Raw genomic sequence first — 24,364 nt, forward strand, 5'->3', positions numbered from 1 at the left:
GTAAAAGTCTTAATGTCTTAAAAGGTCGTTAAAAGTCTATTTAAGACATTCTGCCTCGGTATTAAGCTGGTTGCAACTTAACCGAGCGGAGAACCTCCCATGAAATTTTCCATTAACGGCATCACTATTCCCGATACTGCAATGACCCGTGACGCGACGACTTTTGTCCGTGATACCGAATCCGATTTGCTGTTTCACCACTCCAGCCGCGTCTATTACTGGGCCGCACTCGCAGGACGCCGCTTAGATCTTAAGGTGGATGCTGAGCTGCTTTATGTCGGCTGTATGTTCCATGATGTTGGTCTGACGCACGAACACTGCAGCTGCGACAAACGCTTTGAAGTGGACGGCGCCAATGCGGCGCGCGATTTCTTGCAACAATATGGTGTAGAGCAGGCCGATATCGATAAAGTCTGGACCGCGATTGCGCTGCATACCACTCCGGGCATTCCGCAATTTATGGCCCCGGAAATTGCGTTAGTCACCGCTGGCGTGGAAATGGATGTCTTGGGCATCAACTATGATCACTTCAGCGATGCGGAGCGTGAAGCCGTGGTAGAACAGCATCCACGTCCTGCCCAATTCAAGGAAGAGATTATTCAGGCATTCTACGATGGCATTAAAAACAAACCTGAGACCACCTTCGGCAATGTCAAAGCCGATGTCATTGCCGACAAGCAGCCTGACTTCTCACCAATGAACTTTTGTAGCGTCATCCGTCAGTCACGCTGGGTGGGATAAGTGGTGTGGCGCAGCGAACTCGCGCTGCGCCATACTTCGTTGTTCGCCGAAGCATCCTCATCTCCACTCGCTACACTGCTGCCATCACTGACTGATGGAGCAGAACCATGATTGCCGTCCTGTTTGAAGCACTTACCCAACCTGAGCACCAAGCCCGCTATCTTGAACTCGCCGCGCAACTGAAATCTCAACTGACCAGTTTGCCTGGATTTATTTCAGTTGAGCGATTTTCAAGCCTCAACGATCCTGGCAAGATTCTGTCCCTCTCTTACTGGGAAAATGAAGAGGCGGTGCTGGCATGGAAGAAGAATATGTCGCACCAACAGGCTCAACAGGAAGGCCGAAACCGTTTGTTTTCTTTCTACCACATCCGTATCGCCGCTGTACTGCGGGAATATGCCCACGAGGCAAGCCAACATGTTTGATATTCACGTGATACTCAATAATGTTCCGGGCGAGTTGGCCGCATTAGGTTCGACCCTCGGCAAGCATGGTGTAGGACTTGAAGGAGGCGGCGTGTTCACGGTGGGTGAACAAAGTCACGCGCATTTTTTAGTTGTGCATGGGGAGCAAGCCAGACAAGTGCTAATAGCGGCCGGTTTTCAGGTGGTTTCAGTACAACAGCCGCTGATCCGCAAGCTTAAACAGGATCGACCAGGACAGCTTGGCGAAATTGCTGACGTGCTAGCACGCAATGGCGTTAACATTCACCTTCAATACAGTGACCACAGCAACCAGTTGATCCTGATTACCGATAATCCTGAGCGTGCAGCAGAGGTGACCACCGCATGGCAACCCGTAGCAGCCCCATAATCACCGATGAGACGGCGGAACAAGGCTTGCAGCAGGCGATGTCTGCTGTGGCTGCCGCTTTGGCCGACCCTTCGCGTGTCAGCATTTTGTGCGCGCTGATGGATGGCCGTGCCTGGACAGCCACAGAATTAAGCGGCGTCGCCGATATCGCCGCCTCCACCACCAGCGGACATCTGGGCAAACTACTGGATGCCCGTCTTGTGACGTGTTTATCCCAGGGACGCCATCGCTATTTCCGTTTGGCGGGCAGCGATATTGCGCACCTGCTGGAAACCCTTATGGGGGTATCGATGCAGCCACAGCGAGCGTTGGTTTCCGCTACACCCAGCCATCTGCGCCATGCCCGCACCTGTTATGATCATCTGGCGGGTGAACTGGCGGTAGAGATATACAATTTTATGCAAGAAAAAGAGTGGGTTGTAGCCGATGGTAGTGCACTGACCGCCTTAGGTCAGCAGCAGTTAGAAAGCATCGGTATGCAACGAGATCTTCGTAGTAAACGTAAACCTTGTTGTGCCTGCCTCGACTGGAGTGAACGCCGCATGCATCTCGGTGGCGCAGCGGGAGCCGCGCTTCTTAGCCTGCTAATTGATAAACAATGGCTGAGCCGCACAGCAGGTTACCGAGAGATAAATGTCACACCAGCCGGGACAAAGGCACTTCAACGCCTGTTTTGCGTGCAGTTGTAAACATCAAAATAACACTCTCGTCACAAATATAACCTTTATCAAATCAGCAAAATTTAATCATCGAACATTTTCTGTACTGGAAGCAGAACGTTGCTAATATAGCGACGCAACACACAGCAATGCGTTGCCTACGAGAATTTTTTCCTTGGTTTAATTACCCCGCCCGCTTAGCGGGCATTTTTTTATCCATTTACACCCCATCCATGTATCAGAGGTAGATGCTGAGTCAATAAAATGAGCGTTGTTTCTCACTAAGGAATGCCAGTTCTTCCGGTGTGGATGGACGATTAAGCCGCTGATTACGATGTGGATAGCGACCAAATGCCTCGATAATCTGCCGATGCTCTAACTCACTCTGATAGTAAGACGATCCTTTCAGCGCATCGAACAACACTTCGGCTTGTTGATGGACAACACGAGACTCGGCATGCATCCAGGGCATCAAGAGAAAGCCTTTTTCATCCAGGCTCAGTGATGCATAGCCCGGAATTTTCACCGCTTCCTGCGCGAGCAATAGCGCCATGCCATCCTGCTGCCAGGCGAGAGCACTGTTCCGGTGGAGATTGCGGGAGAATTGATCCAGCACGATGATTTCTGCCAATCGCCCTCGAATGTCTTTCCGCCAAGCCGATAGCTCACCGCGACGAGCCGCTTCCCAACAATCATAAAAACCACCTTGTATAGCTTCATCAAACCCGTCGTTCTGCTTGAACCAAGAGTTTTCATGGCGCGCGTTAAACCAGAATGCCAATACGGTTTCATACTCCATCCTATTCCCCACAGATAATTCCCCTAATAACCATCAAGGTTAGGCTAAAATCGTGGTGGTTATCTGTTAGACTCGCGCGGGCGAAGTATGGATAAGGAAACCACTGAGGTGAATGCATGAGTAATCAACTGGATGAGCGACTACAAACCGAGCTGGATAGAATCAACGTAGAAGAGCAGCGTAATGACCGCCCCTACTTTGATATCTCCTTTATCAAAAATTATCCCGGTTTATTCAGCCTGATGTGGATACTGTTTGTTCTTACCATGGCGCTGCTGTTGTACTCCGACTCTTTCGGCACCATCGAATATGTGGTCTGCATCCTGATTTTTGCTGTATGTAATTTTTTCTTCTTCTTCCACGTTAATCCGTCGTACAAAGCGAAGGATATCGATAAAGGTGCCTGGAAGAATTGCTACACCGGTGACTGGTATATGGAAGTCCATGTCCGGGACGCTTTTGTCGATGAACTGCTGGACAGTACCATTCTGACCGAGAGCGAAAAAACACGTCTGAACGAGATGCGCGCCAAGAAAGGCTACCTGTACTTTGCTGATATCTATCGTTTAAGGCATTAAACCCGAGCGATTAATAGAGTTCTGATATTTTTATTAGCCCTCGCAGTGATAGTGAGTGAAATGTTAAAAATGGCAGGCAGTTTGTCAGAAACTGCCTGCCATTTTGCTTAGTTTTTCAGCACCTCAGCTGTGGCAAACAGTTTATTCTTGCCGCCCATGCTGGTGATATGGATAGCATCGCCACCCATCGCACGGGCTTTGTTATTGAGCATCTGTTCTGCCTGATCCAATGTACCCGCACCGATAACCGAGACTTGGCCAATCACTGTTCCCGGATTAACGGACGAGGCTGCGGCCATCAAAGGGGCGGAAACGACCAAGCTAAATACCATGGCAGCGCTGAAAATAGACTTTTTCATAAAATACTCCTGGAAACTTAATTTGTCAGTGAATCAATTTGTTGTTCACTATCATCGAATAAAAAATGGAGATTATTGTTATGGGTAAAAATAAACGCACGCTCGGGTATAGGAACTTATCTATCCAACCGTTAATATAGCCCCAACGTTTGATGCAGAGATGTTATCGCCCATTTTTATCTTCTGTGTGGAGGTTATATGGAGATTGCATGGAGAAGTGTGAATAAATGAAATTACCCGCCAGTGACGCTGTAAAAATTGTATTTGCGGAAGATGACAAAGATATCGCCAGCGCATTAATAGCCTATTTACATCGTGAAGGGTTTATTGTTTTTCACGCAGATGATGGCGTAAAAGCGGTCAACTACGTACAAGAGCATGAACCCGACTTTGTTATCCTCGATATTAAGATGCCGCGTAAAGATGGCTGGGCCGTGCTGGCTGATATTCGCCACTTCACTGACGCGCCCGTGATGATGCTCACCGCGCTGGATACCGATGCTGACAAAGTCTATGCACTGCGTACCGGCGCCGATGATTATGTGGTCAAGCCCTTCAATCCCAGCGAGGTCATTGCCCGAATCCATGTCATTCTGAGACGCTTACGCCATCACGTTAAAGATGAGGTCAGGCAGATTTATGAAACCAAGCACCTCTATATCAACCAGATGACGCACCAAGTGCTCGTTGGACCGGAGCGAGTGGATATCTCCAATCAGCTCACCTCCACCGAATATCGCATACTGCTGCATCTCATCCGTTACCCTAAACGTGTCTTTAGCCGTGGCGAAATTCTTGATGCCTGCCTGGCAGAAAGTGGAGCAGGTGAACGCACTGTCGACAGTCATATCAGTAAATTACGTAAGAAGCTTGAGAAGTCAGGCATTAATTTTGTCCCCGAAAGCATTCGCGGCTTTGGTTATCGGTTAGGAGATTGAGGGTGAAGAAACACAGTATTCGCTATCGGCTGTTTTTCCTGTCGGCCAAGGTCACGGTGATCGGTATGATCATCTCGTTTATCGTTTGCTATCTCTATTCATTGATTGCCAATGGTGCCGAGCTTGAAACTTTTAATTTCAGCGACTATCTCAACGCACTGATTTCGACTTTTTTGGCGATCACCGTTGCACTCGGCCTGTCATTGCGCTTTACCAGCGGCATGATTACGCCCATCGCCTCCATTATTGAGAGCGCACGTAAGATTGCGGAAGGCGAACTGTCAGCCCGAGCCAGCGGGGGTAAATATCGCATCACGGAGATGGACCATCTGGTGAGCGATTTCAATTTGATGGCGGAAAAACTCGACCATATGTCTCGGGAAATGAAGGTGTGGAATGCTGCCATTGCACATGAACTTCGCACCCCGGTCACCGTGTTGCGTTCCCATTTACAGGGCATTCATGATGGTGTGATCCAGCCTGATAGCACCAACATCGCTGGATTGATCAAACACACCGATAGCCTGACTCACATGATTGAGGACTTACGGGTCATCAGCTTGGCAGATACTGGGCAGCTGCGCCTGTTCCGAGAGTTTGTTGACTTAAAAGTGGAGATGCGCGCCCTGCTGAGCACTTTAGCGCCGCAATTTGCTGAGAAAGGCAAAGTGTTGGTACAGCAGTTGGAAGATGTGAATTGTTATGTTGATGCACATCGTATTAAACAAGGCATTTTGGCCCTGCTGCATAACGCGCTGGATTATTCCTCTCAAGGGAAAGTGGTGGTTTCTTGTCGTGAGCAGGCAGGTAATGTCGAGATCGTGGTGGAAGATGAAGGTCCTGGCATTGCTCCCGAGGAGCGCGAAAAGATCTTCGATGCGTTTTACCTTGCAGACAGTGAAAGACCCTCGCACGTCGGTGCTTCCGGATTAGGGCTTTCTGTGGTTCGCGCCATCGTTTTAGCGCACGGTGGCGAGGTGAAATGTGAACCCAGTTCATTAGGCGGGATTAGCTTTCGCATGACGTTGCAAGCGGGATAAGGCGTCAGGCATCTGCACATTGTGGGGCTGCCTAATGGCAGCCCCTATGTTATCACCCTTGCGGATTAGAACTGGTAAGTCAGTCCCAGCCCTAACTGATCATCAGATGCAATGCCCAGGTTGTTGTCACTGTCGATGCGGTTAAGTTTATAGTCCGCATAGACTGACATGTTTTTGTTGAAGTAATAGGCCAGCGAGAAGTCCCAGTAATTGAGCAGATCCTGATCGCCTGTAACCTGCAGATTTTTGGCTTTGGAACGGAAATAACCGACTTCAGGTGCGAAACCACTGTCGAACAAGTATTTCGCCACCAACTCAATATTGCTGGTCTTATTGGCGTAACCAAAACTGCGTACAGGTGTCAGGTTGTGTGCTTCTGCATAGGTTGCGGCGAGATAGACGTGACCATCGTCGAATTTCGCGCCCGTTGCCCAGATATCCGCTTTGTCGCCTTCTCCCAACTGCATCCGGTTCTGCGCCGTGGTGCGTTTGGATGAAGCATAGGCCGCTAACAGGGAAATATCGTATCCGACATCATAGCTGGCAGAGATACCATAGCCATCGCCGTTAGCACGGTTGGTAGGACGCAGTGAACCATTATTGGTGCTATCGCTGTTGGCGCCCTGATATTGCAACGCAAAATTCAGTCCATCAACCTGACCAAAGAAACCTTTGTTGCGGTAAGTCAGCATGCCGTTGCCACGGCCAGTCAGGAAGTTGTCCGAAGCGCTAAAGGTTTCATCATCAAAGATGACGGGAGTATCGGTTATCGCTGCAACATCATAGATCACGCCGTAGTTACGACCGTAATCAATTGAGCCCCATTGGCCCCATTTCAGTCCAGCAAAGCCAAGGCGCGTCTTATTCCCGTTTTGCGCATCACTGCCTTCGGAGTTGTTGGCCTGTACGTTATATTCCCACTGGCCATATCCGACCAGCGAATCATTGATCTGGGTTTCGCCTTTAAAACCAAAACGAATATAGGTGTTATCACCATCAACACTCTTATTATCGCTAAAGTAATGACGCGCAACGGCCTGACCGTAAACATCTAACTTATTACCATCATGATTATAGATTTCTGCCGCCTGCGCGCTCATTGCACAATTTGCCGCGATGGCTAATACGAGAATTTTCGCTTTCATTTATTTCATCTCTTTAAGTGATATGCCAATGCTGTTGTGGTTTTTATTTATCCACTTCTAAAAATAGATTGAACAAAAAACCACAGCGGCAGTCTCACTAAATAGATTTATTCGAGCAAGAACATTTCGTCATATTACTGTCACAAGCTGAAAGTTATATTGCGATTAGATGGATTATCGGTGTGCAATTAAAAATTCTCACAAATCGAAACTTGATGATGATTAAATCTTCCAGTGTTTCAAGCCAAAATCGATAATGGCCTTTAATTTGGCGCTGGCAAAACGGTCCTGGCGATAAACCATATTGACCGCTCGATTAGGAATGGTGAAATCCGTCAGTAATGGCACTAGAGCACCGCTGGTAAAGTCCTGTTGCAACAACACCTCGGGCTGCATGATAACGCCGGCCCCTGCGAGTGCCGCCTGCCGGAGCGCTTCGCCGTGGTTAATACTGATGCAGTCATCAACGCTGACACTCACCTTTTCCTCACCGCGTTGGAAATGCCAATGCCGTTGCGCCTGTTTGAGCCTAAAGCCCAGACAATGATGGTCTGCCAGCTCTTCCGGGCGCAGTGGCATCCCCTGCGCAGTCAGATAAGCAGGCGCCGCGGCAATCGCCATGCAGTAACGCCCTAAGGGACGAGCCACTAGCGATAAGTCCTGTAAACTGCCGATACGAATCGCCACTTCGACTTCATCTGACTGCAAATCCATCACGGAATCAGTCAGAAAGAGATCGACTTCAACACCTGGATGATGCAGTCGAAATTCACCCAGCGTTGGCGCAATCACCCTTGCTCCAAAGGTGGCAGGAGCAGAGAGGCGCAACAGCCCTTTAGCCTCCACGTGTAACTGATTGATCACCTGATGAGTCTCACCGATCAGCCCCAACACTTGTTGGCAGTGCTGATAAAACACCTTACCTGCTTCGGTCAGGCCGATTTGGCGCGTGGTGCGATGAAGGAATGTGACGCTAAATTGCTGCTCAAGCGCTTTGATATGCATGCCGACCATCTGCGGCGTCACGTCAGATTTCGCTGCCGCTGCCGTCATGCTGCCCTGATCGACTACATCGATAAAAATGGCCATGCTTTTGAGTAAATCCATTTGCGACTTTCCGTCCTTGTGCCCAAGGTATTGATCCTTCGATCAATACCTTGTGATGTCAATGCGCTTCACCGGGTGTTTTTTGTCGCCACCCCAGCGCGAGTAAAGTAGGCAAACAATAATCCGACAGTTGTCACCGCCGCCGCAACCAGAGGAAGTTGAGCCACTTTAACGCCTTGCTCTAACATATAACCGCCCAGCCATGCGCCGCCTGCATTACCAAGGTTGAATGCCGCGATATTAAACGACGACCCCAGCACAGGCGCATTTTGGGTGGCATGCATTGCCTGGACCTGTAACGGGGTAATTGCAGAAAACATCGCGGCACCAAATAAGAAAACCAGCAGTGCGGTTATCGCTTTGAATCCGGCAAACAACCCCAGCGCAACCAGCACGGTCAGGACTATCGCCAGGGTCACAAGGATGCCAAGTCGCAGATTAAAATCAGTGAGACGCCCGCCTAACGGATTGCCCAGTACCATCCCCACACCAAACACCAGCAGTAGCCAGGACACCGCACTCTCAGGGAAACCAGTCACCTGAGTCAGCAAAGGCCCAATGTAAGTTAATGCGGTGAAAATCCCGCCAAATCCAATAATCGTTATTAACATGGCTTTGAGCGCCTGGGGTTGCAGTAGCACCCGGAACTCTGACGCCAGATGTTGAGGTTTGGCATTTTTGATGTCGGGTACAAACACCATCATCGCCAACATCGCCAAAACACCCAGTGCGGAACAACCAATAAAAGTACTGCGCCAGCCAAAGTGCTCGCCCATTAACGTACCCAGTGGCGTACCGAAAACATTGGCTAATGTCGCCCCAAGGAACATGGCCGCGATAGCGCTGGCCTGTTTCTCTTTGCTGACTAGTTGTGTGGCAACGACCGCGCCCAATCCAAAGAATGATGCATGTGCCAACGCAGCAATAACACGCGCCAGCAGCAAATATTGATAGCTGGTTGCGACAGCACAGGCAAAATTTCCTGCCACATACAGCAACATCAACATCACCAGCGCATTTTTACGTTTAAAGCGCACCATTAAAGGTGTCAGCAACGGAGCGCCTATCACCACACCCAACGCATAGGCCGTCACCAACATCCCTGCCGAAGCAACGCTAATTGACATGTCGTGGCTGATGTTGAGCAGCATGCCAACAATGACAAATTCAGAAGTACAAATAGCAAACGCACCCACCGTCAGCGCAAATAAAGCAATCGGCATATTCACATCCTATTCATAGGTTTAGCAGACAACCCACTGTTGTCTGCTGCTGTGAATCTATTGTTGCCGCTGGGGGCGTCGGGATAAATGGAAGAAGGCTTTCAGGATTAGAAAGCTAAACTTTCTAATTGAGATGTTCCGGTTTTTCAGTTCTAAAACCCAAGCCAATTAAACGACCAAACAGATGGCGTAAGAACGGGAAGCGGCTGATCATCTGCGGCACTTTACTCGGCGTAGTGCGCTTACGTTTATTACTGCTCATTTTAATTTGCAGGAATTGTGTGGCAACCGTGGGAAACTGTCGGCGCTGTTGCACTTTCTGCAGGTCACGTACTGTGACATGGCCTTTTTTCAGTGGAAGAGTGAGGCAATTGGCCGCTGCCACCGCATCCTGAATAGCCAGATTCACGCCAACGCCGCCAATCGGCGACATCGCATGGGCGGCATCACCAATGCACAACACGCCCGGCTTCATCCACTGATCCAACCGGTCGATGCGAATCGACAACAGCTTCAATTGGTCCCAACCGTCGAGCTCCACCATGCGCTCAGCGCTGAAGGGTGCCACTTCAGCGATAGCCTGTTTTAGCGTCTCCAGACCGGCGAGCTTTAACGCGTCAAACTCTCCTTTTTGGATGGTGTAGCCGCACTGCCAGTAGTCACCGCGATCAATCACAATGAAATTCTGCTTTGGCCCTTTATGACCCATACCCCATTCGGGATCGATTTCCTGTTTGCTCAGCCGGAACCACAGCACATCACGGGATGAGCCAAAGCTTTTACTCTGTAATCCGGCTTTGGTACGTACCTGCGAGTTACGCCCATCCGCGCCAATCACCAACGAGGTATGAATGATGCGCGCATCGTTACCCTGTAACGTTTTAACACCCGAAACCACACCGTCTGCATAGATAAAATCATCAAAAGCGGTGGATTGTAAGAGCGTGAAGCCGGGAAAAGCGGCCGCTTTGCTCGCGAGAAAATTGAGGAAATCCCATTGCGGCATAAAGGCAATAAAGCGGCACTGCACCGGCAAGCGCGAGAAATCAGCCATCGTGATCTCCTGACCGGCTACTTCCGCCTGTAATTTTTCGGCTCGCTGATGCGGTAAGGTCAGTAGCTCATCCAGCAACCCGAGATGGCGCATGATCTCCAGCGTCGAGGGATGGATGGTATCGCCACGAAAATCGCGCAGGAAGTCGGGATGTTTTTCAATCACCACGACGCTTAATCCTGATCTCGCCAGTAAATAACCCAGCATTAATCCTGCTGGTCCGCCACCGACGATACAACAGTCGGCGGTGAGTTCTGTTGGTTGCATCCTGACCTCAGCACAAAATAATTGATGATAATCGTTATCATTTATATAGCATCGTGTTGAGGTTTAAGTGGGAATAAATGCCGCAGAATTTTCACGTGCATTTATCCGAGGTGCGCCGCACAGATCTTAGTGCTTTTATCAGAAACACTAAGTTAAGGCTGCGGCCTGGCATCAAGCTTAAGCTGCAAAAAGGTCAGGTCGAGCCAACGGCCAAATTTGCAGCCTACCTGATTTAATCTGCCGCCATCACTGAAACCCAGCTTCTTGTGCAGCGTGATTGAAGCGATGTTCTCTGACTCAATCCCTGCAATCATCATATGTTTGCCCTGCTCGCGCGCCCGCTCAATCAAGGCGACCATGAGCATGCCGCCCACCCCTTTGCCGCGCCCGTTTTTATGGACATAGACTGAATGTTCAACGGTATGGCGGTAGCCATCCCAGGGACGCCAGTCACCATAGGAGGCGTAGCCAATGACCGCTTGCTCCTCAACCGCCACCAATACCGGAAACCCTGCGGCCTGGCGAGCAGCCATCCACTGGATGCGGTTAGCAATATCCACGGTATTCTCATTCCAAATCGCGGTGGTGTTGAGTACTGCGTCGTTGTAGATCTCCGCGATCGCCCCTGCATCGCCCTCTTCTGCTGCACGTATTTGCATGATGTCCGCCTCGTCACTATAGTGGATGATTCGTTTACTATCGTAGTTATCCATTATGTTAGATAAATTGTCTAGTAAAGAAGATGACATCAATGCACGCATTGGTCAGAATATTAAAGTCGAACGAGAAAAGCGCGGCTGGTCGTTAACCGACCTGGCAGAACAATCCGGTGTTTCACGGGCAATGATTCACAAAATAGAGCGAGGTGAAAGTAGCCCTACCGCGACTTCACTGGCGCGCCTCGCCGGTTCATTCGCAATGAGCATGTCACAGCTAATCGCGCTCACCGAGGTGCAACCTGGTACATTGCTGCGTCATGCACAACAACCAGTATGGCAAGATCCAGAAACCGGCTACATTCGTCGCCATGTCTCACCTGGCGATATTCCGTTGGATGTCGTGAGTGTAGAACTACCGCCGCGTACAGACGTGCCCATGCCAGCCATTTCCTACCTTTCACGTCGCCAGTTAATTTGGGTGCTGGAAGGCACTTTATGTTTTCAGGAAGGCGATAATCTGTTCGAAATGAATGCGGGTGATTGTCTGGAGCTGGGCGATCCCATGGATTGCGTGTTTAGCAATGCTAGCGATGACATTTGCCGCTATGCGGTATTGGTGCTGAAACCGGCAGTATGAGCTTTAATGCGAAGAGACAAACACAGCAGCTTGTTGTGCAGGCGGCACCGCGAAATTGCGCTGCATGCGTTTTATCTCCTCCGCCGGTGGCAGCCCGAACAGACGTTTAAATTCACGGTTAAACTGTGAGGCGCTTTCATAGCCCACCGCATGACTCGCCGCCGCCGCTGTCATCTCTTGACGCACCATCAGCATACGCGCCTGATGTAGGCGAACCGATTTCACATATTGCATCGGTGACTGCTGCGTGATGGTTTTAAAATGCGCGCTGAACGTCGGCACGCTCATGCCTGCCTCACACGCCAACTGCGCGAGATTGAGCGTCTGTGCGTAGCTGGCATGAATATGGCGCAGCGCTTTGCCCACCTTGCCGAATTGCCCCTGCAATGTCAGAGCGGCACGCAGTGCCTGACCTTGTGCACCCGTCAACACACGATAATAGAGTTCACGCACCAGTGAGGGTCCGAGGATCTGTGCATCCAGAGGATGATTCAGGGCCGTCAGGAAACGTAACACTGAATCACGTAGCGCTTGATCCATTGGGCTCGACATCATGCTCTGCGCAGCTTTAGCGGCAAAAGGCACCTGCTGCTGCTCTAATTCCAGCAACAATGCTGTCGCCACACTGAAGTCAAGGTGCATGTAGATCGCCAGCAGCGGGTTTTCTGCGCTGGCCGCGGTTTCCATGGTAAAGGGAACCGGCACAGAAACTGCCAGATAATGTTGCTCATCGTAGAGATAGACCTGATCACCGAAGAACCCACGCTTACTGCCCTGACAGACAATCACAATACCGGGATCGTAAAGCACTGGCGTGCGCGCTAAAGGGCGATCTGAACGCAAAATACGCACATCAGTCAGTGCCGTCAGGTTGTAACCCTCGTGTGGTGCGAGATTTTTGAGCAATTCCACCATGCTTCGTTGCACATCTGGATCTACCACCACTCCCCCTCACTCATAAGATTAGGCAATAAAAACAGAAGATACGGCCTTATAGCGCTAACTTCCAGAGAATATTATGCATGCATCATTCATGTCGGGAGAAAAACGATGACTACTTCTAAAACGCTTTTGATTACCGGTGTCAGCAGCGGATTTGGCCGCGCTCTGGCGCAGGAAGCCTTAGCAAACGGCTATCGTGTGATCGGTACAGTGAGAAATGCCAAAGCAAAAGCGGCATTTGAACAGCTTCATGAGCAAAACGCGCTGGCTTTTGAATTGGATGTCACCCATTTCGCCGCTATTGATGCGCTTATTGCCGACATTGAGGACCAGCAAGGTCCGATTGATGTTCTGGTGAACAACGCGGGTTATGGACACGAAGGGATTATGGAGGAGTCTTCACTGGAGGAAATGCGCCGCCAGTTCGACGTCAATGTGTTCGGTGCCGTGGCGATGACCAAAGCAGTGTTGCCTTTCATGCGCCAACGCCGTCGCGGGCATATCCTTAACATCACTTCAATGGGCGGATTTATCACTATGCCAGGCATTAGCTATTACTGCGGCAGTAAGTTTGCGCTGGAAGGGATTTCAGAAACCCTCAGTAAAGAACTTTCGCCCTTCAATATTCATGTTACCGCTGTTGCTCCCGGCTCATTCCGTACTGATTGGGCCGGTCGCTCCATGGTGCGCAGCGCACGCAGCATCAGTGATTATGACGCGCTCTTCGATCCTATTCGTCAGGCACGTGAAGAGAAAAGTGGTAAGCAGTTAGGTGACCCACAGAAAGCCGCCCGCGCGATGCTGGCTATCATTGAAAGCGATAACCCCCCTGCGCATTTGCTGCTCGGTAGCGATGCATTGAAGCTAGTGCAGGGTAAACTTGCGGCGATGAGTGCAGAGATTGAAGCGTGGGAAGCGCTGACACGTTCTACCGATGGGGAGTAGCTGCATGGGAAAGTCAGAAGCTATCTCACTCATCACTCGGCCTAACACTTAGCTTCATTCTACCTGCTCCCTTAGATGGGGAGCAGTTTTCTAACGCCATACAGTTGTGTTTTAGAGACGCTTAGAATCATAAGCATCTGTAATTAATGGACTAGCACTTTTTGCAAAAACAGCCTTCCTAATGTTTGGCCAAATTCCTGTACAACTGGCTTTTGTTTGTATAACTTTACTGGGCCTTGTGCTGATTTGTTAACCTGGAGGATGGAACCATGCGTCAGGATAAAAACCTCGCATCAACGTTGGATGCGATTGCACGTTACTTTAATGAAGCCTCTCTGCCTTCTCAGCAGGAAACCTTGGGGCAAATAGTGGTAGAAATACTGAGGTCAGGGCGATCTCTTAGCCGCAAGACATTGTGTACCAAGCTTATTTGCCGGTTGGAGCAAGCCAATAGCCCGGAAGAAGAGCTGCATTTGCAACAGCTTATTGGCCTGATGTTTACCTCCGAGCGATAACCCAGAGAATATGCGCGCCGACCTGACATCGGACAAAGTGGCTTCCGCCTCATAGGTCATTTCACGTTAGACTGAATCCACTTTGTTACCTGTCGCGGGTCTGTCGCGGTAACCAGAGAACGTGTATGAACAGAAGTGATGAAGAAAGATTAACGGATATCGTCATGGGCGATGCCGTACTGCAACTGTTGCAGAAAGCGGGTCCCGTCACCAATAGCGCCCTGTTGGATAAGCTGCGCTTTATGGCGTCCATGGAATCTAATTCAACCCGCCAAAAAGCACTGCAGCGTGCCATGGCAGAAGTGATGAACAACATACAATCATCTAACACCGAAGGCGTAACGCTTAAAGATACTAACAACGTCACACACATTTTTCGCAATCGCGATAATACGGGCAAAGACACACAGCATTAAATCCGGGCCATAAGGCCTCATTAAAAATAAAATTGGCTTCATTCATGGCTGCAATTCTAATCTTTGCAGCCTTTTCTTTTGGCTCAGGGCGGCCTATCACACCTATAAACGTCGGCACTCTGAAGTATTTTCTTCTTCGTGGATAAAATTGCAGGGATTCTGTTCGATGTTGTGGTAACGTCAAATTTCTTCCCAAATCTGCCGCGAGCCTATTATGTCTTGGTTCATTACGTTGACCACAGAGACCACCACCACCGCATTCGGCGGCGGCGTGGATGCATCTGTAGCGAAAACGTAAGCGTACAGAATCCTCACCCCGTCAGCCAATGGACGGGGATTGTCTCCGTTCATCACCCAGTGAAAGGAGACACACCATGCCATCCTCAAGTAAAAAAGCGCTATTGATTGTCGATATGCAGCACGGCTTGTTTTTTGCGCCGCAGCAGCCTTTTGCCGCTGAAGCTCTGCTCAACAATATCAACAGGTTAATTGCCCGGGCACGCGACGCAAAAGCCCCGGTCTTTGCAGCCCGCCATACCGGGCCTGAGGGATCGCCTCTTGCGGAGAGCAGTCCGCTTACACAGCTTATTCCACAGTTGGCGATAGATGCCGAGTCGGATGGCGTGTTTGTGAAGCGCTACCCCAACTGTTTCCGTGGCACGACGCTATTGGCTTCGCTACAACTCGCCGGAATTGAAGAGTTGGTGATTTGTGGCATGAAAACAGAATATTGCGTGGATACGACTTGTCGGGCAGCGGCGGATTTAGGCTTGCGCGTGGTATTAATCAGCGATGCACATAGCACGACAGACAACGGGCTAATCAGCGCATCCCAAATCATTGCCCATCACAACCAAACGCTCTCGGGTCCGTTTGTCCAACTGGCGGCAACGGCTGACGCTCTATTTTGAATGTTCGGGCGCGGTCAATACCGCGCCTTCGCCTCAGTATCGCGCGCGCCCGCTGAATCTAGCACCTAGCACAATACTTTGATTAACCTGGGTGTTGGATTCTCCCTCCTCATTCATCAAGTGCGAGATAAATCGATCTGCCCACCAATGGCAATCATACAGATGGATGTTTTTCATTAGCCGCGCATGTCGGTTTTGTCGTTCTCTGAGCGGCAATTTCAGGGCGGTATGGATCGCATCGGCAATGGCATCCGGATCGTAGGGGTTAACGATCAGTGCGCCGTCCATATGCTCGGCGGCACCCGCAAATTGTGAAAGGATCAACACGCCCGGATTCGCAGGATCTTGCAGTGCGGCGTACATTTTTGCCATCAGACTCATCCCTGCCATGAGCGGCGTCACCAACGCCACACGCGACGCACGGTACACCCCAGCTAACTCTTCGCGGCTGTAGTGATGGTTAAGATAGCTAACGGGATACCAGTTGAGCATCCCGTGTACGCCATTGACTTCCCCGCAGATGTTTTCAAGATCGTGGCTGATCTCCTGCTGACGGTGCGCATGGCCGCTGGCAGATGAAGCCAACTGCAACAGCATGACGTTACCCGCATAGTGATTGTGTTGACGTAACAACACTTCGATAGCACTGATGCGATAAGGCAAGCCAGCGCTGTCATCAAGATGGCCGCCGCTGAGAAGGGTATTTTCCGGTAGCCGTTCGCGACACTGCTGCTCCATAAACTGGCAGCTGTTGCTTTCCTGCAGTGCCAGTACATCATCCAAATCAATGCCAACCGGGAAGACACCTGTCGAGATCAGGCGACCATGAATGCGGAACAGGGTTTTGCCCATACGTTCTGCGCGGAATTCGCTTTCAACCCACAACAGAAAGTTATTCATATCCTGCGCGGTTTGAAATCCCAGCACATCGCAGCACAACAACGATTCCACCAGCCAGCGCCAGTCGGGGATCGCTTCAAACATCTGCCCCGACGGAAACGGTTGGTGGAAAAACAGGCCAATGCGCTGGGTTAACCCGGCATCGCGCAGCATTTTTGCCACGGGGATAAAATGGTAATCCTGAATCCAGATCGCATCATCAGGCATCGCGTATTCCGCGATAGCACGTGCATACTCCTCATTGAGCTGGCGAAAGCTGTGCATACTCTGTGGCGTGAAATGCGCGAGGTCGGGCCGTTGATGGAATACTGGCCATAATCCCTGATGGATATAACCGCGATACCCCTCCTCCAATTCACTACAGGTTAATGGGAAGCTGAGAGTGTCGTAATCGTTGCCATGTCGGAATGCCAGATCACGTGTGATTTCCGAATTCGGCGGTGCTTTTTTACCGTCCCAACTGATCCACAATCCTCCGCGCCGCGTCAGGATGCGATCGTAAATAGAGGCGAGCGTCGATAATTGATGCTGATTGTGTGATACGAGAATGAGGCCGCTCATGCTTTCTCCTGATTATGCCTTGGCATCCGGCGATGCTCTGATTTAACCGCTCGCCATATAAAAAAGGCGTAAAGAAAACGGGAACAGGCATAAAAAATCAGGAAAAATCAGACTACATCAACTGTATGCCAAAGCGCTTTAGCAACGTTGCCCACAGGACGAAAAGCACGATCGTTAACAGGCAACTCGCCACCAGCGTGGGCCAAAATCCCCAGCGCTGATAGAGAAATGGGAAGGCGACAAACATAGGCAGAGTCGGTACCACGTACCAGAAGGTATACCAGGCGTGGCTGGCGATCTTTGCCTGACTCTGGCCTTCCAGCTTCATCCAGATCAGGACCAATACCGTCACTAATGGCAGCGCAGCAATCAATCCTCCGAGACGGTCACTGCGTTTCGCAACTTCAGAGATCAGCACCACCATGCCCGCCGTGATGGCGTATTTTACGATGAGCCACAGCATGGTTTGCTCCTACTTCAGATATGAACGAATAACGCTGACAATCTCTTCCAAATCCTGACTGCGCTCCGCTTCGGTGGCCGAATCATTCATCAGGTGCTCTTTGATATGCCCCTCCAGCAGTTCTGCCATCAGGCCATTGACTGCCCCGCGGACCGCAGCTACCTGCTGCAACACTTTTAGGCATTCCTCACCTGATTCCAATGCGGTCTCTAGCGAAGCTGCCTGCCCTTTGATACGGCGTACGCGGGTTAACAGGCTTTTCTGATTTTTGAGTGTATGGCCCATTTTCGGCTCCTGTTGATCTCGATGTATACTGGGGTATAGTATATTTTCTTTGAGTTTTTTGATTTTACGGCACTGCAATGCCGCTTTCAACTTATCACGACACGAGATGCACATCATGAATGATATTGCAGCCTTAACCGGCTGCAGCGGCCACACTGCTGAGGAATGATCCCCATGTCTGTAAAATCACCCTGTACTGATGTCTGTATTTTTGAAGGAAAAAATGGCTGGTGTCGTGCCTGCGGCCGCACGCGTAAAGAGGCTCAGGAGTGGCGGAAAATGTCACCTTATCACCGTAAGGCGATTGAGCGCGCATTGAAAGATCGCGTTGCGACGTTGCAAATAAAATAGTTAGACGTTTCGTTCAATCATGCGCACCAACTTATTCACTGCGGGAGTTCGTTCGCGTTTACGATATAAGAACCATATGGATGAAGGAATAACAGCACCGGGTATTTCGCGATAAGTAATACCCGGTAATTTTAATTGATTCATCAGGATAGCCGGTATTACCGCAACACCATTACCTAATGCGACATTTGCCAGCACTTCATTTAAACTGCCAGCCGACCAGCTGCGGCTAAGAATAAAACCACCACGTTGGGCAAAGGTAATGGTGCCAGAAACTTGTTCGGGCAAAATAAAGGTTTCCCCTTTAAGTTGCGCAGGTTCGATGGGTTGTTCTTGCACAACCAGCGGGTGGCTTTCAGGCAGTGCCAGCGCGAAGTGATCTTGTTCGACCTCAATGTATCCGACATCGGCAGGCAACGGCACAGGACCGCGCACGAAGGCAACATCAATTGTGCGCTCGCTGACCTGGGTGGCCAGTGTATCCATGGCTGATTCACGTGCATTGATTGAGATATCCGGCGCGCCTGCGCTGAAGCACGTCAATAAACGCGTTAAAACACCTGACAACAGCGCTGATGCAACATAGCCCACGCGGATATAGCCGCGTTCGCCGCGTGCGGCACTACGCACTCGGGCTTTGGCCTGTTCCGCATGTTGTAGCGTTTCCCGCGCCTCCAGTTGGAAAATTTCGCCAATCTGCGTCAACTCGACTTTACGTTGAGTACGGTAAAATAACGGCGCACCTAACTCTTCTTCCAATTGATTAATCTGCACTGACAGCGTCGGAGTGGATATATTGAGATTCTCTGCCGCCACACCATAATGCAGCGTTTTTGCCAGTTCCAGAAAATAGCGTAGATGGCGCAATTCCACGTTTTAACTCCTACTTGTCTCGGGTGATGAACATATCGATCATTACCTGAAACCAAAACTCCAGCAATATAAATGTTGTTAGGTTTTGCCTAACAATAACTCCAGTGCTGTTTATTGAATGACTGCATTGATGGATTCAAGCTGTAGTGCATTCACTACCTTGCTCGCTGGAGAAGAGATGTCCACTGCTACAATCACACTCGACCACCGCCGTCTGAATCGTGTTTTACTCGTCGCCTCAACCGGGTGCGCATTGACGGTGATCGACACCAATATCGTCGGCGTCATGTTACCTACCATCGCTAAAGGTCTGCATGCTTCTTTTGCAGACATGGAATGGGTCATCGGCGCTTACGTGCTGAGCTTTTCTTCACTTCTTTTGCCGGCAGGGTCGCTGGCAGACAAATTTGGCCGACGCCGACTCTTTCTCGGCGGCATTTTACTTTTTGCGCTGGCCTCACTCGCCTGTGGCATGGCGACCAGCGTTTTAGCACTCAATATTGCTCGTGCGGTTCAAGGTATTGGCTCCGCATTGCTGCTGGCGCCAGCGCTGGCAATTATCGCACACAGCTTTCGTGATAGTGATGCACGTAACCGCGCATGGGCGATTTGGGGCGGTGTGATGGGGTTGACCATGGTGCTGGCACCGTTGGCTGGCGGCATGATCAGTACGTTGCTCGGCTGGCGCTGGACATTTTTCATCAACATTCCCATTTGTGCCCTACTGATGTTGGCCGTCACACGCCACATTGAGGAATCCAAACATGAACACGCGGGTAAACTCGATTTACCTGGCATCGTGCTGTTTATAGCAAGCATGTTCTGTTTAACCTGGGCGTTAATATTAGCGCCGCAGCACGGCTGGTTGAGCCGTGAGGTGGTGGGCAGATTGTGTCTCGGCGCGTTATGGTTTGGCCTGTTTATTCGCGTGGAAAGTGGCAAAAGCAGGCCGATGCTGAATCTGCAACTGTTCCGCTCGTTCCCCTTTATTGGGACGGTATTGGCGATGTTTGCTTACGCTGCCACCGCGCAAGTCATGACCTCATTGCTGCCGCTGTTATTACAGAATGTTGAGGGAATGACGCCGTTAATGGCCGGAGCAGGCATGCTGCCTTTCGCTTTGGCAATGCTGGTGTTTCCTGTTATGGCGCGCTGGCTCGGCAAACGCCTGCATGCCGCAACTTTGCTGGCTCTTGGCCTGGCCACTGTTTCCTTTGGCAACATGGTGATTGCGACTGCCGTGTTCCACCACCAACTGCTGCTGAGCCTGGCGGGAATGGCCATACTCGGCAGCGGCGGTGGGCTGCTCAATGGTGAAACCCAAAAGGCGATTATGGCAACGGTGCCTCCGCAACAGGCAGGAATGGCATCCGGCATCAGCACCACAGCCCGTTTTTCCGGCATTTTATTAGGATTTGCCACGCTGGGTGCGATTCTGGCGGCCAGCACACAGTGGCATTTACAATCAGCAATGCTACACGCGCAGTTGCCCCTTCAACCCGGTTTTAGCACACAGGTTATCGCCGGTGATTTCAGCCATGCATTTGCAATGTATGACGCCGCTCATCAGGCCTCGTTACAGCCACTCGTCATCACCAGTTACGCCGATGGGTTTGCCAGCATGTTGCTGTGCGCTGCCGCATTTGCCCTGTTTTCTGCCATCGTCGTGCTTTATTCGGCGCGTAATACGCGTCAGCCAACGACGCTACCCCAGCGTTGATTTTTACGCGTGGGATCGACTGTCGCACGCACAACCCGTCCTTGTTGAGGAACAATAATGAAGAAGTTAATCACCGTACTCTGCTTAAGCAGCCTGCCACTGTTTGCCCATGCGGCGACGTTTTCGCTTAAGTCGGCAGACTTTGCCGACAACGGCGTGATGAAGAAAGCATTGGGTGGCAATGATAAGAACAACCTCGCCTGCAGCGGCGAAAACCTTTCACCCGCACTCAGTTGGGCCAATCCGCCCGTGGGCACCCAGAGTTATGTGCTACTGCTGACCGATCCGGCTGGCGCCAAAGGCTTGGGTGTGACGCATATGCTGGCATACAACATTGATGCGACGCGTAATAAATTCCAACAGGGTGAGTTAAGCAAAGGGGGAGATTTTAGCTATGGCACCAACACGCCCGGCACGCAAAACTATTATGGCCCTTGTCCACCCGCGGGCGCGGGCTATCACCACTACAACTTTGTGCTGGTGGCGACCGACCTTGCGAAAGGTAGTTTACCCGCAGGACTCAGTCACACTGAGTTAGTCGCAAAATTGAAAGGCCATGCGCTAGGTTCTGCAAGCCTGGTCGGGCGTCTAGGGAATTGATTGCAGCGGGTCGCCAGGCAGGCGACCCAATAACATTAGTGTCGAATCGCACAACCACACTGCGACATTTCACCCGGCACATATTTACCGTGATGGGAGTGGCGCACCTGCAACTCACCTTGCTGCCAAGCGTTGCCTGTATCAACTCGGTTTTCCAGTAAGCGATTCAGTGCTTCATTAACCAGCAAGTCACGACGCTGCGCCCAACTGGTCAAGTGCCAGGTTGAAGCACGCGCTTCATCCACATCGTCAAAGCCTACGACCGCCACGTGTGCGCCTTGGCCAAAATCACGCACTGCCTGCAATGCGCCAAAGGCCAGCACATCGCTTTCGCAGAACAGTGCATTAATGCGCTCCGCTGCACGCGTTTTCTTCAGGTAGGTCATCATGGCCTGATAAGCCAATTCGCGATCGTTAGCCCCTGCCACCAGCTGAATGTTCAGAGTTTTGTGTTCTGCCTCAAGACTGGAAACCAGACCTGTCATTTGACGCGTGGGATCGGCATGTTCCTGGCTGTGCATAAAGCCAAAGCGTTGATGTCCTTGAGACAGTAGCAATGACCCCATCTCAGCCCCCGCATCAAAACCATCAGCAATGACAACCTCAGCACCTGCTTCACGGCTTTGGGTTAAATGCACCGTTGCCACGTCAGGCAATAGTTTTGCTGCGGTATGCAATTCATCCTCAAAAAGGGATGTCAGAAACACCAACCCCGCCAGCGGCAAAGATGCGGCATTCTGCAACATACGTTGATAGTTTTCTGCTGAATCGACATTCAGCAACAGCGTCACTAAACCACGCGCGTTTAGCTGGCGCGTCATTTCATTCAGCATCGTGACGGTGTTTGGGTTGGTGAATTCATCGCTGACGATACCGATGATATTGGGATTAACGGCCATGAAAGAGCTCTCCTGCAACTTAGCGTGCGGTCATTATTTTGTAGGTAACGTAAGACACTTCACGTTACCCGATTAAATCGCTATCGCCAATCATCAGACTTGCTGTCTCTTCTGCATTTTTAACGTCGGGTCAGGGCCAGGCGAATCCCCAAGCCAATGAATGTCATACCGACGATACGATCTAACAGCTTTTGCAGCGTAATGTTGCGCGATACCGCACTCGCAGCACCGCCCGCCAGCAGGGCAAATGTCACATCAGTGATCAACCCAATCACTGCATAGGTCAGTCCCAACAGCAGGAAGGAACTCGCATGATAGTTACCATCTACCACCACGAATTGTGGGAAGAAAGAAATGAAAAACAATAATACTTTGGGGTTAGTAATGGAGGTAATAAAACCTCGTAGTAAGAGATTACGCGTATTGGTGCGCGGAGCCGCAATTTGCTCCTCATTACACCGAGATTTAACGACAAAGGTTTCCCACACCATCTTACTGCCCAAATAAATAAGATATGCAGCACCGATATATTTAATGACTGTAAATAACATCGGCGAAGCGGTAATTAATGCCGTTAAGCCTATTGCACTAGCCAACGCATGGGTACAACTGCCAAGCGCCACACCCGTTGCTGATATCACCCCGCTACGACGGCCATTGGCCATGCTTTGGCCAACAACATATGCGAGGTCCGGACCCGGTGTGATGCATAAGAGAAATACAGACGCGAGGAAAAGAGGGAAATGAATAATATCCAGCATATTAACTCCTTGTCGATATGAGATGCGCTGACAACATGAAACTTTAAGTCATCAACTCGTTTTCAATAAGTAACACAAAGTTCGACGTAAATCTCGCCCCGCACCTCATTCCTCCTGCATGAATGATACAACTCACACTCTCTATGGCTCTTTCTGGCATTAGCACGTATTGCGCCATCACGCGTTTGGGTCAGCTAGAGTCAAAGCAGCAGGAAATACATTTAACAGCCAAGGAGTTTATTTATGACAGCACTTACCCTTCGCGTGGCGCGCCCTGTTTCAGACCTGGAACGGAGTCGGGAACTTTACCGCCTTGGATTAGGAATGGAGATTGTAGGGGCCTTCGAAGATCATCAAGGTTTTAATGGCGTGATGCTGGGTCAAGCGGGCGTGCCGTGGCATCTTGAGTTCACGCAATGTACTTCACATCCGGTAACGCCCAGCCCGACCCCCGAAGATTTGTTGGTGTTGTATCTACCCGACCGCGACTTATGGCAACAGACTTGCCAGCAGATGATACAGGCTGGATTTAAACCGGTGGATTCGTTTAATCCCTATTGGCAGCAGCAAGGGCAAACCTTCCAGGATTATGATGGCTATCGCACGGTCCTTCAGTGTCAACAGTGGCCTCAGGCGTGAGATTGTTAAGGGCGCCAGCGCGCCCTTAACAATCTCACTCTTCGAGTAGTATCGAGAAACCGCCGTAAATCATTCTTTTGCCATCAAAAGGCATGTTTTCGCCCATCTCTTTCATACGCGGATCGGACATCATTTTTTGATTTGCCGCATCGCGCGCTTCTCTTGAGGGATATTCAATCCAACTGAATACCACCGTTTCACCCTCTTCCGCTTTTACCGCCATGTAGAAATCAGTCAGTGTGCCCTCGGGAACATCATCCGCCCAACACTCTACAATGCGAGTGGCTCCAAACTCTTTGAAGAGCGGTGCGGCTTTCGCTGCCATGGCGCGATATTCTTCCTTGCTGATCTCTGGGACCGCGACCACAAAACCGTCAACATACGACATAGCGTTGTCCTCCGTCGTGCGTCACGCGGCCGACGTTGACCGCACAGTAAAGTGTACGAATAACACCCAACTGGTGAGCTGATGACGAGATTAAAATGCGGTCTGTCTCGCAGATTCCTTTTTCCATCCTGATTTAAGTTACACTGTCGCCCACGATAGTTACCCCATCAGGATAG

General features: G+C 50.6%; 31 protein-coding genes. 16 read left to right on the forward strand and 15 right to left on the reverse strand.

Going from position 1 to position 24,364, the window contains the following annotated elements; genetic code table 11:
• Positions 1-99: 99 nt before the first annotated feature.
• The 4 genes from HA51_RS02010 (at position 100) to HA51_RS02025 (ending at position 2,243) form a co-directional block, all read left to right on the forward strand.
• A complete protein-coding gene (locus HA51_RS02010) occupies positions 100-741 on the forward strand; it encodes an HD domain-containing protein (protein WP_084931618.1) in 642 nt (213 codons plus the stop codon).
• A 107-nt stretch (positions 742-848) separates the two neighbouring features.
• Positions 849-1,166, forward strand: coding sequence for an antibiotic biosynthesis monooxygenase family protein (locus tag HA51_RS02015; RefSeq protein WP_084931619.1), 318 nt, complete (start codon positions 849-851; stop codon positions 1,164-1,166).
• The gene (locus HA51_RS02020) at positions 1,159-1,554 is read left to right on the forward strand and encodes an amino acid-binding protein (protein ID WP_084931620.1); all 396 of its coding nucleotides are present in this window, start codon (positions 1,159-1,161) and stop codon (positions 1,552-1,554) included. The genes HA51_RS02015 and HA51_RS02020 overlap by 8 nt, the downstream gene beginning before the upstream one ends.
• Complete coding sequence (locus HA51_RS02025) at positions 1,530-2,243, forward strand: ArsR/SmtB family transcription factor (protein ID WP_245840123.1); 714 nt, start codon at positions 1,530-1,532, stop codon at positions 2,241-2,243. Before HA51_RS02020 ends, HA51_RS02025 begins: the two co-directional genes overlap by 25 nt.
• A gap of 226 nt (positions 2,244-2,469) precedes the next feature.
• Here HA51_RS02025 and HA51_RS02030 read toward each other — a convergent pair whose 3' ends face one another.
• Positions 2,470-3,012, reverse strand: a complete 543-nt coding sequence (locus HA51_RS02030) for a DUF924 family protein (protein ID WP_084931621.1) — start codon at positions 3,010-3,012, stop codon at positions 2,470-2,472.
• Between the two features lie 116 nt (positions 3,013-3,128).
• Between HA51_RS02030 and HA51_RS02035 the strand changes: the two genes are divergently transcribed.
• On the forward strand, positions 3,129-3,590 hold the full coding sequence (locus HA51_RS02035) for a YlaC family protein (protein WP_084931622.1): 462 nt from the start codon (positions 3,129-3,131) through the stop codon (positions 3,588-3,590).
• A gap of 107 nt (positions 3,591-3,697) precedes the next feature.
• Here HA51_RS02035 and HA51_RS02040 read toward each other — a convergent pair whose 3' ends face one another.
• Positions 3,698-3,949, reverse strand: coding sequence for a YdgH/BhsA/McbA-like domain containing protein (locus HA51_RS02040; protein WP_084931623.1), 252 nt, complete (start codon positions 3,947-3,949; stop codon positions 3,698-3,700).
• 227 nt (positions 3,950-4,176) lie between these two features.
• On the opposite strand from HA51_RS02040, the gene HA51_RS02045 reads away from it, so the two are divergent.
• Both HA51_RS02045 and HA51_RS02050 read left to right on the forward strand, forming a co-directional pair.
• A complete protein-coding gene (locus HA51_RS02045; RefSeq protein WP_084931624.1) occupies positions 4,177-4,887 on the forward strand; it encodes a response regulator in 711 nt (236 codons plus the stop codon).
• 2 nt (positions 4,888-4,889) lie between these two features.
• Positions 4,890-5,927: an ATP-binding protein gene (locus HA51_RS02050; RefSeq protein ID WP_084931625.1), complete on the forward strand. Its 1,038-nt coding sequence runs from the start codon at positions 4,890-4,892 to the stop codon at positions 5,925-5,927.
• Positions 5,928-5,992: 65 nt separating this feature from the next.
• On the opposite strand, the gene HA51_RS02055 is transcribed toward HA51_RS02050, so the two are convergent.
• The 5 genes from HA51_RS02055 to HA51_RS02075 all read right to left on the reverse strand — a co-directional run bounded on the left by HA51_RS02055 (position 5,993) and on the right by HA51_RS02075 (position 11,382).
• Positions 5,993-7,072: a porin gene (locus HA51_RS02055; protein WP_084931626.1), complete on the reverse strand. Its 1,080-nt coding sequence runs from the start codon at positions 7,070-7,072 to the stop codon at positions 5,993-5,995.
• A gap of 222 nt (positions 7,073-7,294) precedes the next feature.
• Positions 7,295-8,179, reverse strand: coding sequence for a LysR family transcriptional regulator (locus tag HA51_RS02060; protein WP_084931627.1), 885 nt, complete (start codon positions 8,177-8,179; stop codon positions 7,295-7,297).
• Positions 8,180-8,247: 68 nt separating this feature from the next.
• Positions 8,248-9,402: an MFS transporter gene (locus HA51_RS02065; protein WP_084931628.1), complete on the reverse strand. Its 1,155-nt coding sequence runs from the start codon at positions 9,400-9,402 to the stop codon at positions 8,248-8,250.
• Positions 9,403-9,526: 124 nt separating this feature from the next.
• Entirely contained in the window at positions 9,527-10,723 is a 1,197-nt protein-coding gene (locus HA51_RS02070; RefSeq protein WP_084931629.1) for an FAD-dependent oxidoreductase, read from the reverse strand.
• 152 nt (positions 10,724-10,875) lie between these two features.
• On the reverse strand, positions 10,876-11,382 hold the full coding sequence (locus HA51_RS02075; protein WP_084931630.1) for a GNAT family N-acetyltransferase: 507 nt from the start codon (positions 11,380-11,382) through the stop codon (positions 10,876-10,878).
• A gap of 55 nt (positions 11,383-11,437) precedes the next feature.
• Here HA51_RS02075 and HA51_RS02080 point away from each other — a divergent pair, with 55 nt between their 5' ends.
• Positions 11,438-12,019, forward strand: a complete 582-nt coding sequence (locus HA51_RS02080; RefSeq protein WP_084931631.1) for a helix-turn-helix domain-containing protein — start codon at positions 11,438-11,440, stop codon at positions 12,017-12,019.
• 3 nt (positions 12,020-12,022) lie between these two features.
• Here the strand turns inward: HA51_RS02080 and HA51_RS02085 are convergent, their stop codons facing one another.
• Positions 12,023-12,934 carry an AraC family transcriptional regulator gene (locus HA51_RS02085; RefSeq protein WP_084932065.1) on the reverse strand — a complete coding sequence of 304 codons (912 nt, stop codon included), beginning with the start codon at positions 12,932-12,934 and terminating at the stop codon, positions 12,023-12,025.
• Positions 12,935-13,069: 135 nt separating this feature from the next.
• Here HA51_RS02085 and HA51_RS02090 point away from each other — a divergent pair, with 135 nt between their 5' ends.
• The 4 genes from HA51_RS02090 (at position 13,070) to HA51_RS02105 (ending at position 15,748) form a co-directional block, all read left to right on the forward strand.
• Positions 13,070-13,906, forward strand: coding sequence for an oxidoreductase (locus HA51_RS02090; RefSeq protein ID WP_084931632.1), 837 nt, complete (start codon positions 13,070-13,072; stop codon positions 13,904-13,906).
• Positions 13,907-14,175: 269 nt separating this feature from the next.
• Positions 14,176-14,421, forward strand: a complete 246-nt coding sequence (gene ycgZ, locus HA51_RS02095) for a regulatory protein YcgZ (protein WP_084931633.1) — start codon at positions 14,176-14,178, stop codon at positions 14,419-14,421.
• 125 nt (positions 14,422-14,546) lie between these two features.
• Positions 14,547-14,837 (forward strand): hypothetical protein, encoded by a 291-nt coding sequence (locus HA51_RS02100; protein ID WP_084931634.1) that lies wholly within the window; start codon positions 14,547-14,549, stop codon positions 14,835-14,837.
• Positions 14,838-15,211: 374 nt separating this feature from the next.
• Positions 15,212-15,748: a cysteine hydrolase family protein gene (locus tag HA51_RS02105; RefSeq protein WP_084931635.1), complete on the forward strand. Its 537-nt coding sequence runs from the start codon at positions 15,212-15,214 to the stop codon at positions 15,746-15,748.
• A gap of 33 nt (positions 15,749-15,781) precedes the next feature.
• Here the strand turns inward: HA51_RS02105 and HA51_RS02110 are convergent, their stop codons facing one another.
• The 3 genes from HA51_RS02110 to HA51_RS02120 form a co-directional block, all read right to left on the reverse strand.
• Complete coding sequence (locus HA51_RS02110; RefSeq protein WP_084931636.1) at positions 15,782-17,209, reverse strand: alpha,alpha-trehalose-phosphate synthase (UDP-forming); 1,428 nt, start codon at positions 17,207-17,209, stop codon at positions 15,782-15,784.
• Between the two features lie 112 nt (positions 17,210-17,321).
• On the reverse strand, positions 17,322-17,672 hold the full coding sequence (locus HA51_RS02115) for a DUF3147 family protein (protein ID WP_045832441.1): 351 nt from the start codon (positions 17,670-17,672) through the stop codon (positions 17,322-17,324).
• Positions 17,673-17,681: 9 nt separating this feature from the next.
• Positions 17,682-17,957, reverse strand: coding sequence for a metal/formaldehyde-sensitive transcriptional repressor (locus HA51_RS02120; RefSeq protein ID WP_084931637.1), 276 nt, complete (start codon positions 17,955-17,957; stop codon positions 17,682-17,684).
• A 174-nt stretch (positions 17,958-18,131) separates the two neighbouring features.
• Here HA51_RS02120 and HA51_RS02125 point away from each other — a divergent pair, with 174 nt between their 5' ends.
• Positions 18,132-18,308, forward strand: coding sequence for a DUF1289 domain-containing protein (locus HA51_RS02125; protein WP_034829866.1), 177 nt, complete (start codon positions 18,132-18,134; stop codon positions 18,306-18,308).
• Here the strand turns inward: HA51_RS02125 and HA51_RS02130 are convergent, their stop codons facing one another.
• Complete coding sequence (locus HA51_RS02130) at positions 18,309-19,181, reverse strand: LysR substrate-binding domain-containing protein (RefSeq protein ID WP_084931638.1); 873 nt, start codon at positions 19,179-19,181, stop codon at positions 18,309-18,311. It lies immediately after the preceding gene.
• Positions 19,182-19,359: 178 nt separating this feature from the next.
• Between HA51_RS02130 and HA51_RS02135 the strand changes: the two genes are divergently transcribed.
• Both HA51_RS02135 and HA51_RS02140 read left to right on the forward strand, forming a co-directional pair.
• The gene (locus HA51_RS02135; RefSeq protein WP_084931639.1) at positions 19,360-20,901 is read left to right on the forward strand and encodes an MFS transporter; all 1,542 of its coding nucleotides are present in this window, start codon (positions 19,360-19,362) and stop codon (positions 20,899-20,901) included.
• Positions 20,902-20,958: 57 nt separating this feature from the next.
• Positions 20,959-21,501, forward strand: a complete 543-nt coding sequence (locus HA51_RS02140; RefSeq protein WP_084931640.1) for a YbhB/YbcL family Raf kinase inhibitor-like protein — start codon at positions 20,959-20,961, stop codon at positions 21,499-21,501.
• Positions 21,502-21,536: 35 nt separating this feature from the next.
• Here the strand turns inward: HA51_RS02140 and HA51_RS02145 are convergent, their stop codons facing one another.
• The gene (locus tag HA51_RS02145) at positions 21,537-22,400 is read right to left on the reverse strand and encodes a substrate-binding domain-containing protein (protein ID WP_084931641.1); all 864 of its coding nucleotides are present in this window, start codon (positions 22,398-22,400) and stop codon (positions 21,537-21,539) included.
• 119 nt (positions 22,401-22,519) lie between these two features.
• A complete protein-coding gene (locus tag HA51_RS02150) occupies positions 22,520-23,161 on the reverse strand; it encodes a LysE family translocator (RefSeq protein ID WP_084931642.1) in 642 nt (213 codons plus the stop codon).
• 243 nt (positions 23,162-23,404) lie between these two features.
• On the opposite strand from HA51_RS02150, the gene HA51_RS02155 reads away from it, so the two are divergent.
• A complete protein-coding gene (locus HA51_RS02155) occupies positions 23,405-23,800 on the forward strand; it encodes a VOC family protein (protein WP_084931643.1) in 396 nt (131 codons plus the stop codon).
• A gap of 34 nt (positions 23,801-23,834) precedes the next feature.
• On the opposite strand, the gene HA51_RS02160 is transcribed toward HA51_RS02155, so the two are convergent.
• Positions 23,835-24,188 carry a DUF1428 domain-containing protein gene (locus tag HA51_RS02160; protein ID WP_084931644.1) on the reverse strand — a complete coding sequence of 118 codons (354 nt, stop codon included), beginning with the start codon at positions 24,186-24,188 and terminating at the stop codon, positions 23,835-23,837.
• Positions 24,189-24,364 lie beyond the last annotated feature (176 nt).

This window comes from Pantoea rwandensis, from assembly GCF_002095475.1.
In the GTDB taxonomy this organism is placed as follows: domain Bacteria; phylum Pseudomonadota; class Gammaproteobacteria; order Enterobacterales; family Enterobacteriaceae; genus Pantoea; species Pantoea rwandensis.

Excerpts from the sequence above, each read along its gene's own strand:
- HA51_RS02010 (WP_084931618.1), top strand. The coding sequence starts at position 100 with ATGAAATTTTCCATTAACGGCATCACTATTCCCGATACTGCAATGACC.
- HA51_RS02015 (WP_084931619.1), top strand. The coding sequence starts at position 849 with ATGATTGCCGTCCTGTTTGAAGCACTTACCCAACCTGAGCACCAAGCC.
- HA51_RS02020 (WP_084931620.1), top strand. The coding sequence starts at position 1,159 with ATGTTTGATATTCACGTGATACTCAATAATGTTCCGGGCGAGTTGGCC.
- HA51_RS02025 (WP_245840123.1), top strand. The coding sequence starts at position 1,530 with ATGGCAACCCGTAGCAGCCCCATAATCACCGATGAGACGGCGGAACAA.
- HA51_RS02030 (WP_084931621.1), bottom strand. The coding sequence starts at position 3,012 with ATGGAGTATGAAACCGTATTGGCATTCTGGTTTAACGCGCGCCATGAA.
- HA51_RS02035 (WP_084931622.1), top strand. The coding sequence starts at position 3,129 with ATGAGTAATCAACTGGATGAGCGACTACAAACCGAGCTGGATAGAATC.
- HA51_RS02040 (WP_084931623.1), bottom strand. The coding sequence starts at position 3,949 with ATGAAAAAGTCTATTTTCAGCGCTGCCATGGTATTTAGCTTGGTCGTT.
- HA51_RS02045 (WP_084931624.1), top strand. The coding sequence starts at position 4,177 with ATGAAATTACCCGCCAGTGACGCTGTAAAAATTGTATTTGCGGAAGAT.
- HA51_RS02055 (WP_084931626.1), bottom strand. The coding sequence starts at position 7,072 with ATGAAAGCGAAAATTCTCGTATTAGCCATCGCGGCAAATTGTGCAATG.
- HA51_RS02060 (WP_084931627.1), bottom strand. The coding sequence starts at position 8,179 with ATGGATTTACTCAAAAGCATGGCCATTTTTATCGATGTAGTCGATCAG.
- HA51_RS02065 (WP_084931628.1), bottom strand. The coding sequence starts at position 9,402 with ATGCCGATTGCTTTATTTGCGCTGACGGTGGGTGCGTTTGCTATTTGT.
- HA51_RS02070 (WP_084931629.1), bottom strand. The coding sequence starts at position 10,723 with ATGCAACCAACAGAACTCACCGCCGACTGTTGTATCGTCGGTGGCGGA.
- HA51_RS02075 (WP_084931630.1), bottom strand. The coding sequence starts at position 11,382 with ATGCAAATACGTGCAGCAGAAGAGGGCGATGCAGGGGCGATCGCGGAG.
- HA51_RS02080 (WP_084931631.1), top strand. The coding sequence starts at position 11,438 with ATGTTAGATAAATTGTCTAGTAAAGAAGATGACATCAATGCACGCATT.
- HA51_RS02085 (WP_084932065.1), bottom strand. The coding sequence starts at position 12,934 with ATGGTGGAATTGCTCAAAAATCTCGCACCACACGAGGGTTACAACCTG.
- HA51_RS02090 (WP_084931632.1), top strand. The coding sequence starts at position 13,070 with ATGACTACTTCTAAAACGCTTTTGATTACCGGTGTCAGCAGCGGATTT.
- ycgZ (WP_084931633.1), top strand. The coding sequence starts at position 14,176 with ATGCGTCAGGATAAAAACCTCGCATCAACGTTGGATGCGATTGCACGT.
- HA51_RS02100 (WP_084931634.1), top strand. The coding sequence starts at position 14,547 with ATGAACAGAAGTGATGAAGAAAGATTAACGGATATCGTCATGGGCGAT.
- HA51_RS02105 (WP_084931635.1), top strand. The coding sequence starts at position 15,212 with ATGCCATCCTCAAGTAAAAAAGCGCTATTGATTGTCGATATGCAGCAC.
- HA51_RS02110 (WP_084931636.1), bottom strand. The coding sequence starts at position 17,209 with ATGAGCGGCCTCATTCTCGTATCACACAATCAGCATCAATTATCGACG.
- HA51_RS02115 (WP_045832441.1), bottom strand. The coding sequence starts at position 17,672 with ATGCTGTGGCTCATCGTAAAATACGCCATCACGGCGGGCATGGTGGTG.
- HA51_RS02120 (WP_084931637.1), bottom strand. The coding sequence starts at position 17,957 with ATGGGCCATACACTCAAAAATCAGAAAAGCCTGTTAACCCGCGTACGC.
- HA51_RS02125 (WP_034829866.1), top strand. The coding sequence starts at position 18,132 with ATGTCTGTAAAATCACCCTGTACTGATGTCTGTATTTTTGAAGGAAAA.
- HA51_RS02135 (WP_084931639.1), top strand. The coding sequence starts at position 19,360 with ATGTCCACTGCTACAATCACACTCGACCACCGCCGTCTGAATCGTGTT.
- HA51_RS02140 (WP_084931640.1), top strand. The coding sequence starts at position 20,959 with ATGAAGAAGTTAATCACCGTACTCTGCTTAAGCAGCCTGCCACTGTTT.
- HA51_RS02145 (WP_084931641.1), bottom strand. The coding sequence starts at position 22,400 with ATGGCCGTTAATCCCAATATCATCGGTATCGTCAGCGATGAATTCACC.
- HA51_RS02150 (WP_084931642.1), bottom strand. The coding sequence starts at position 23,161 with ATGCTGGATATTATTCATTTCCCTCTTTTCCTCGCGTCTGTATTTCTC.
- HA51_RS02155 (WP_084931643.1), top strand. The coding sequence starts at position 23,405 with ATGACAGCACTTACCCTTCGCGTGGCGCGCCCTGTTTCAGACCTGGAA.
- HA51_RS02160 (WP_084931644.1), bottom strand. The coding sequence starts at position 24,188 with ATGTCGTATGTTGACGGTTTTGTGGTCGCGGTCCCAGAGATCAGCAAG.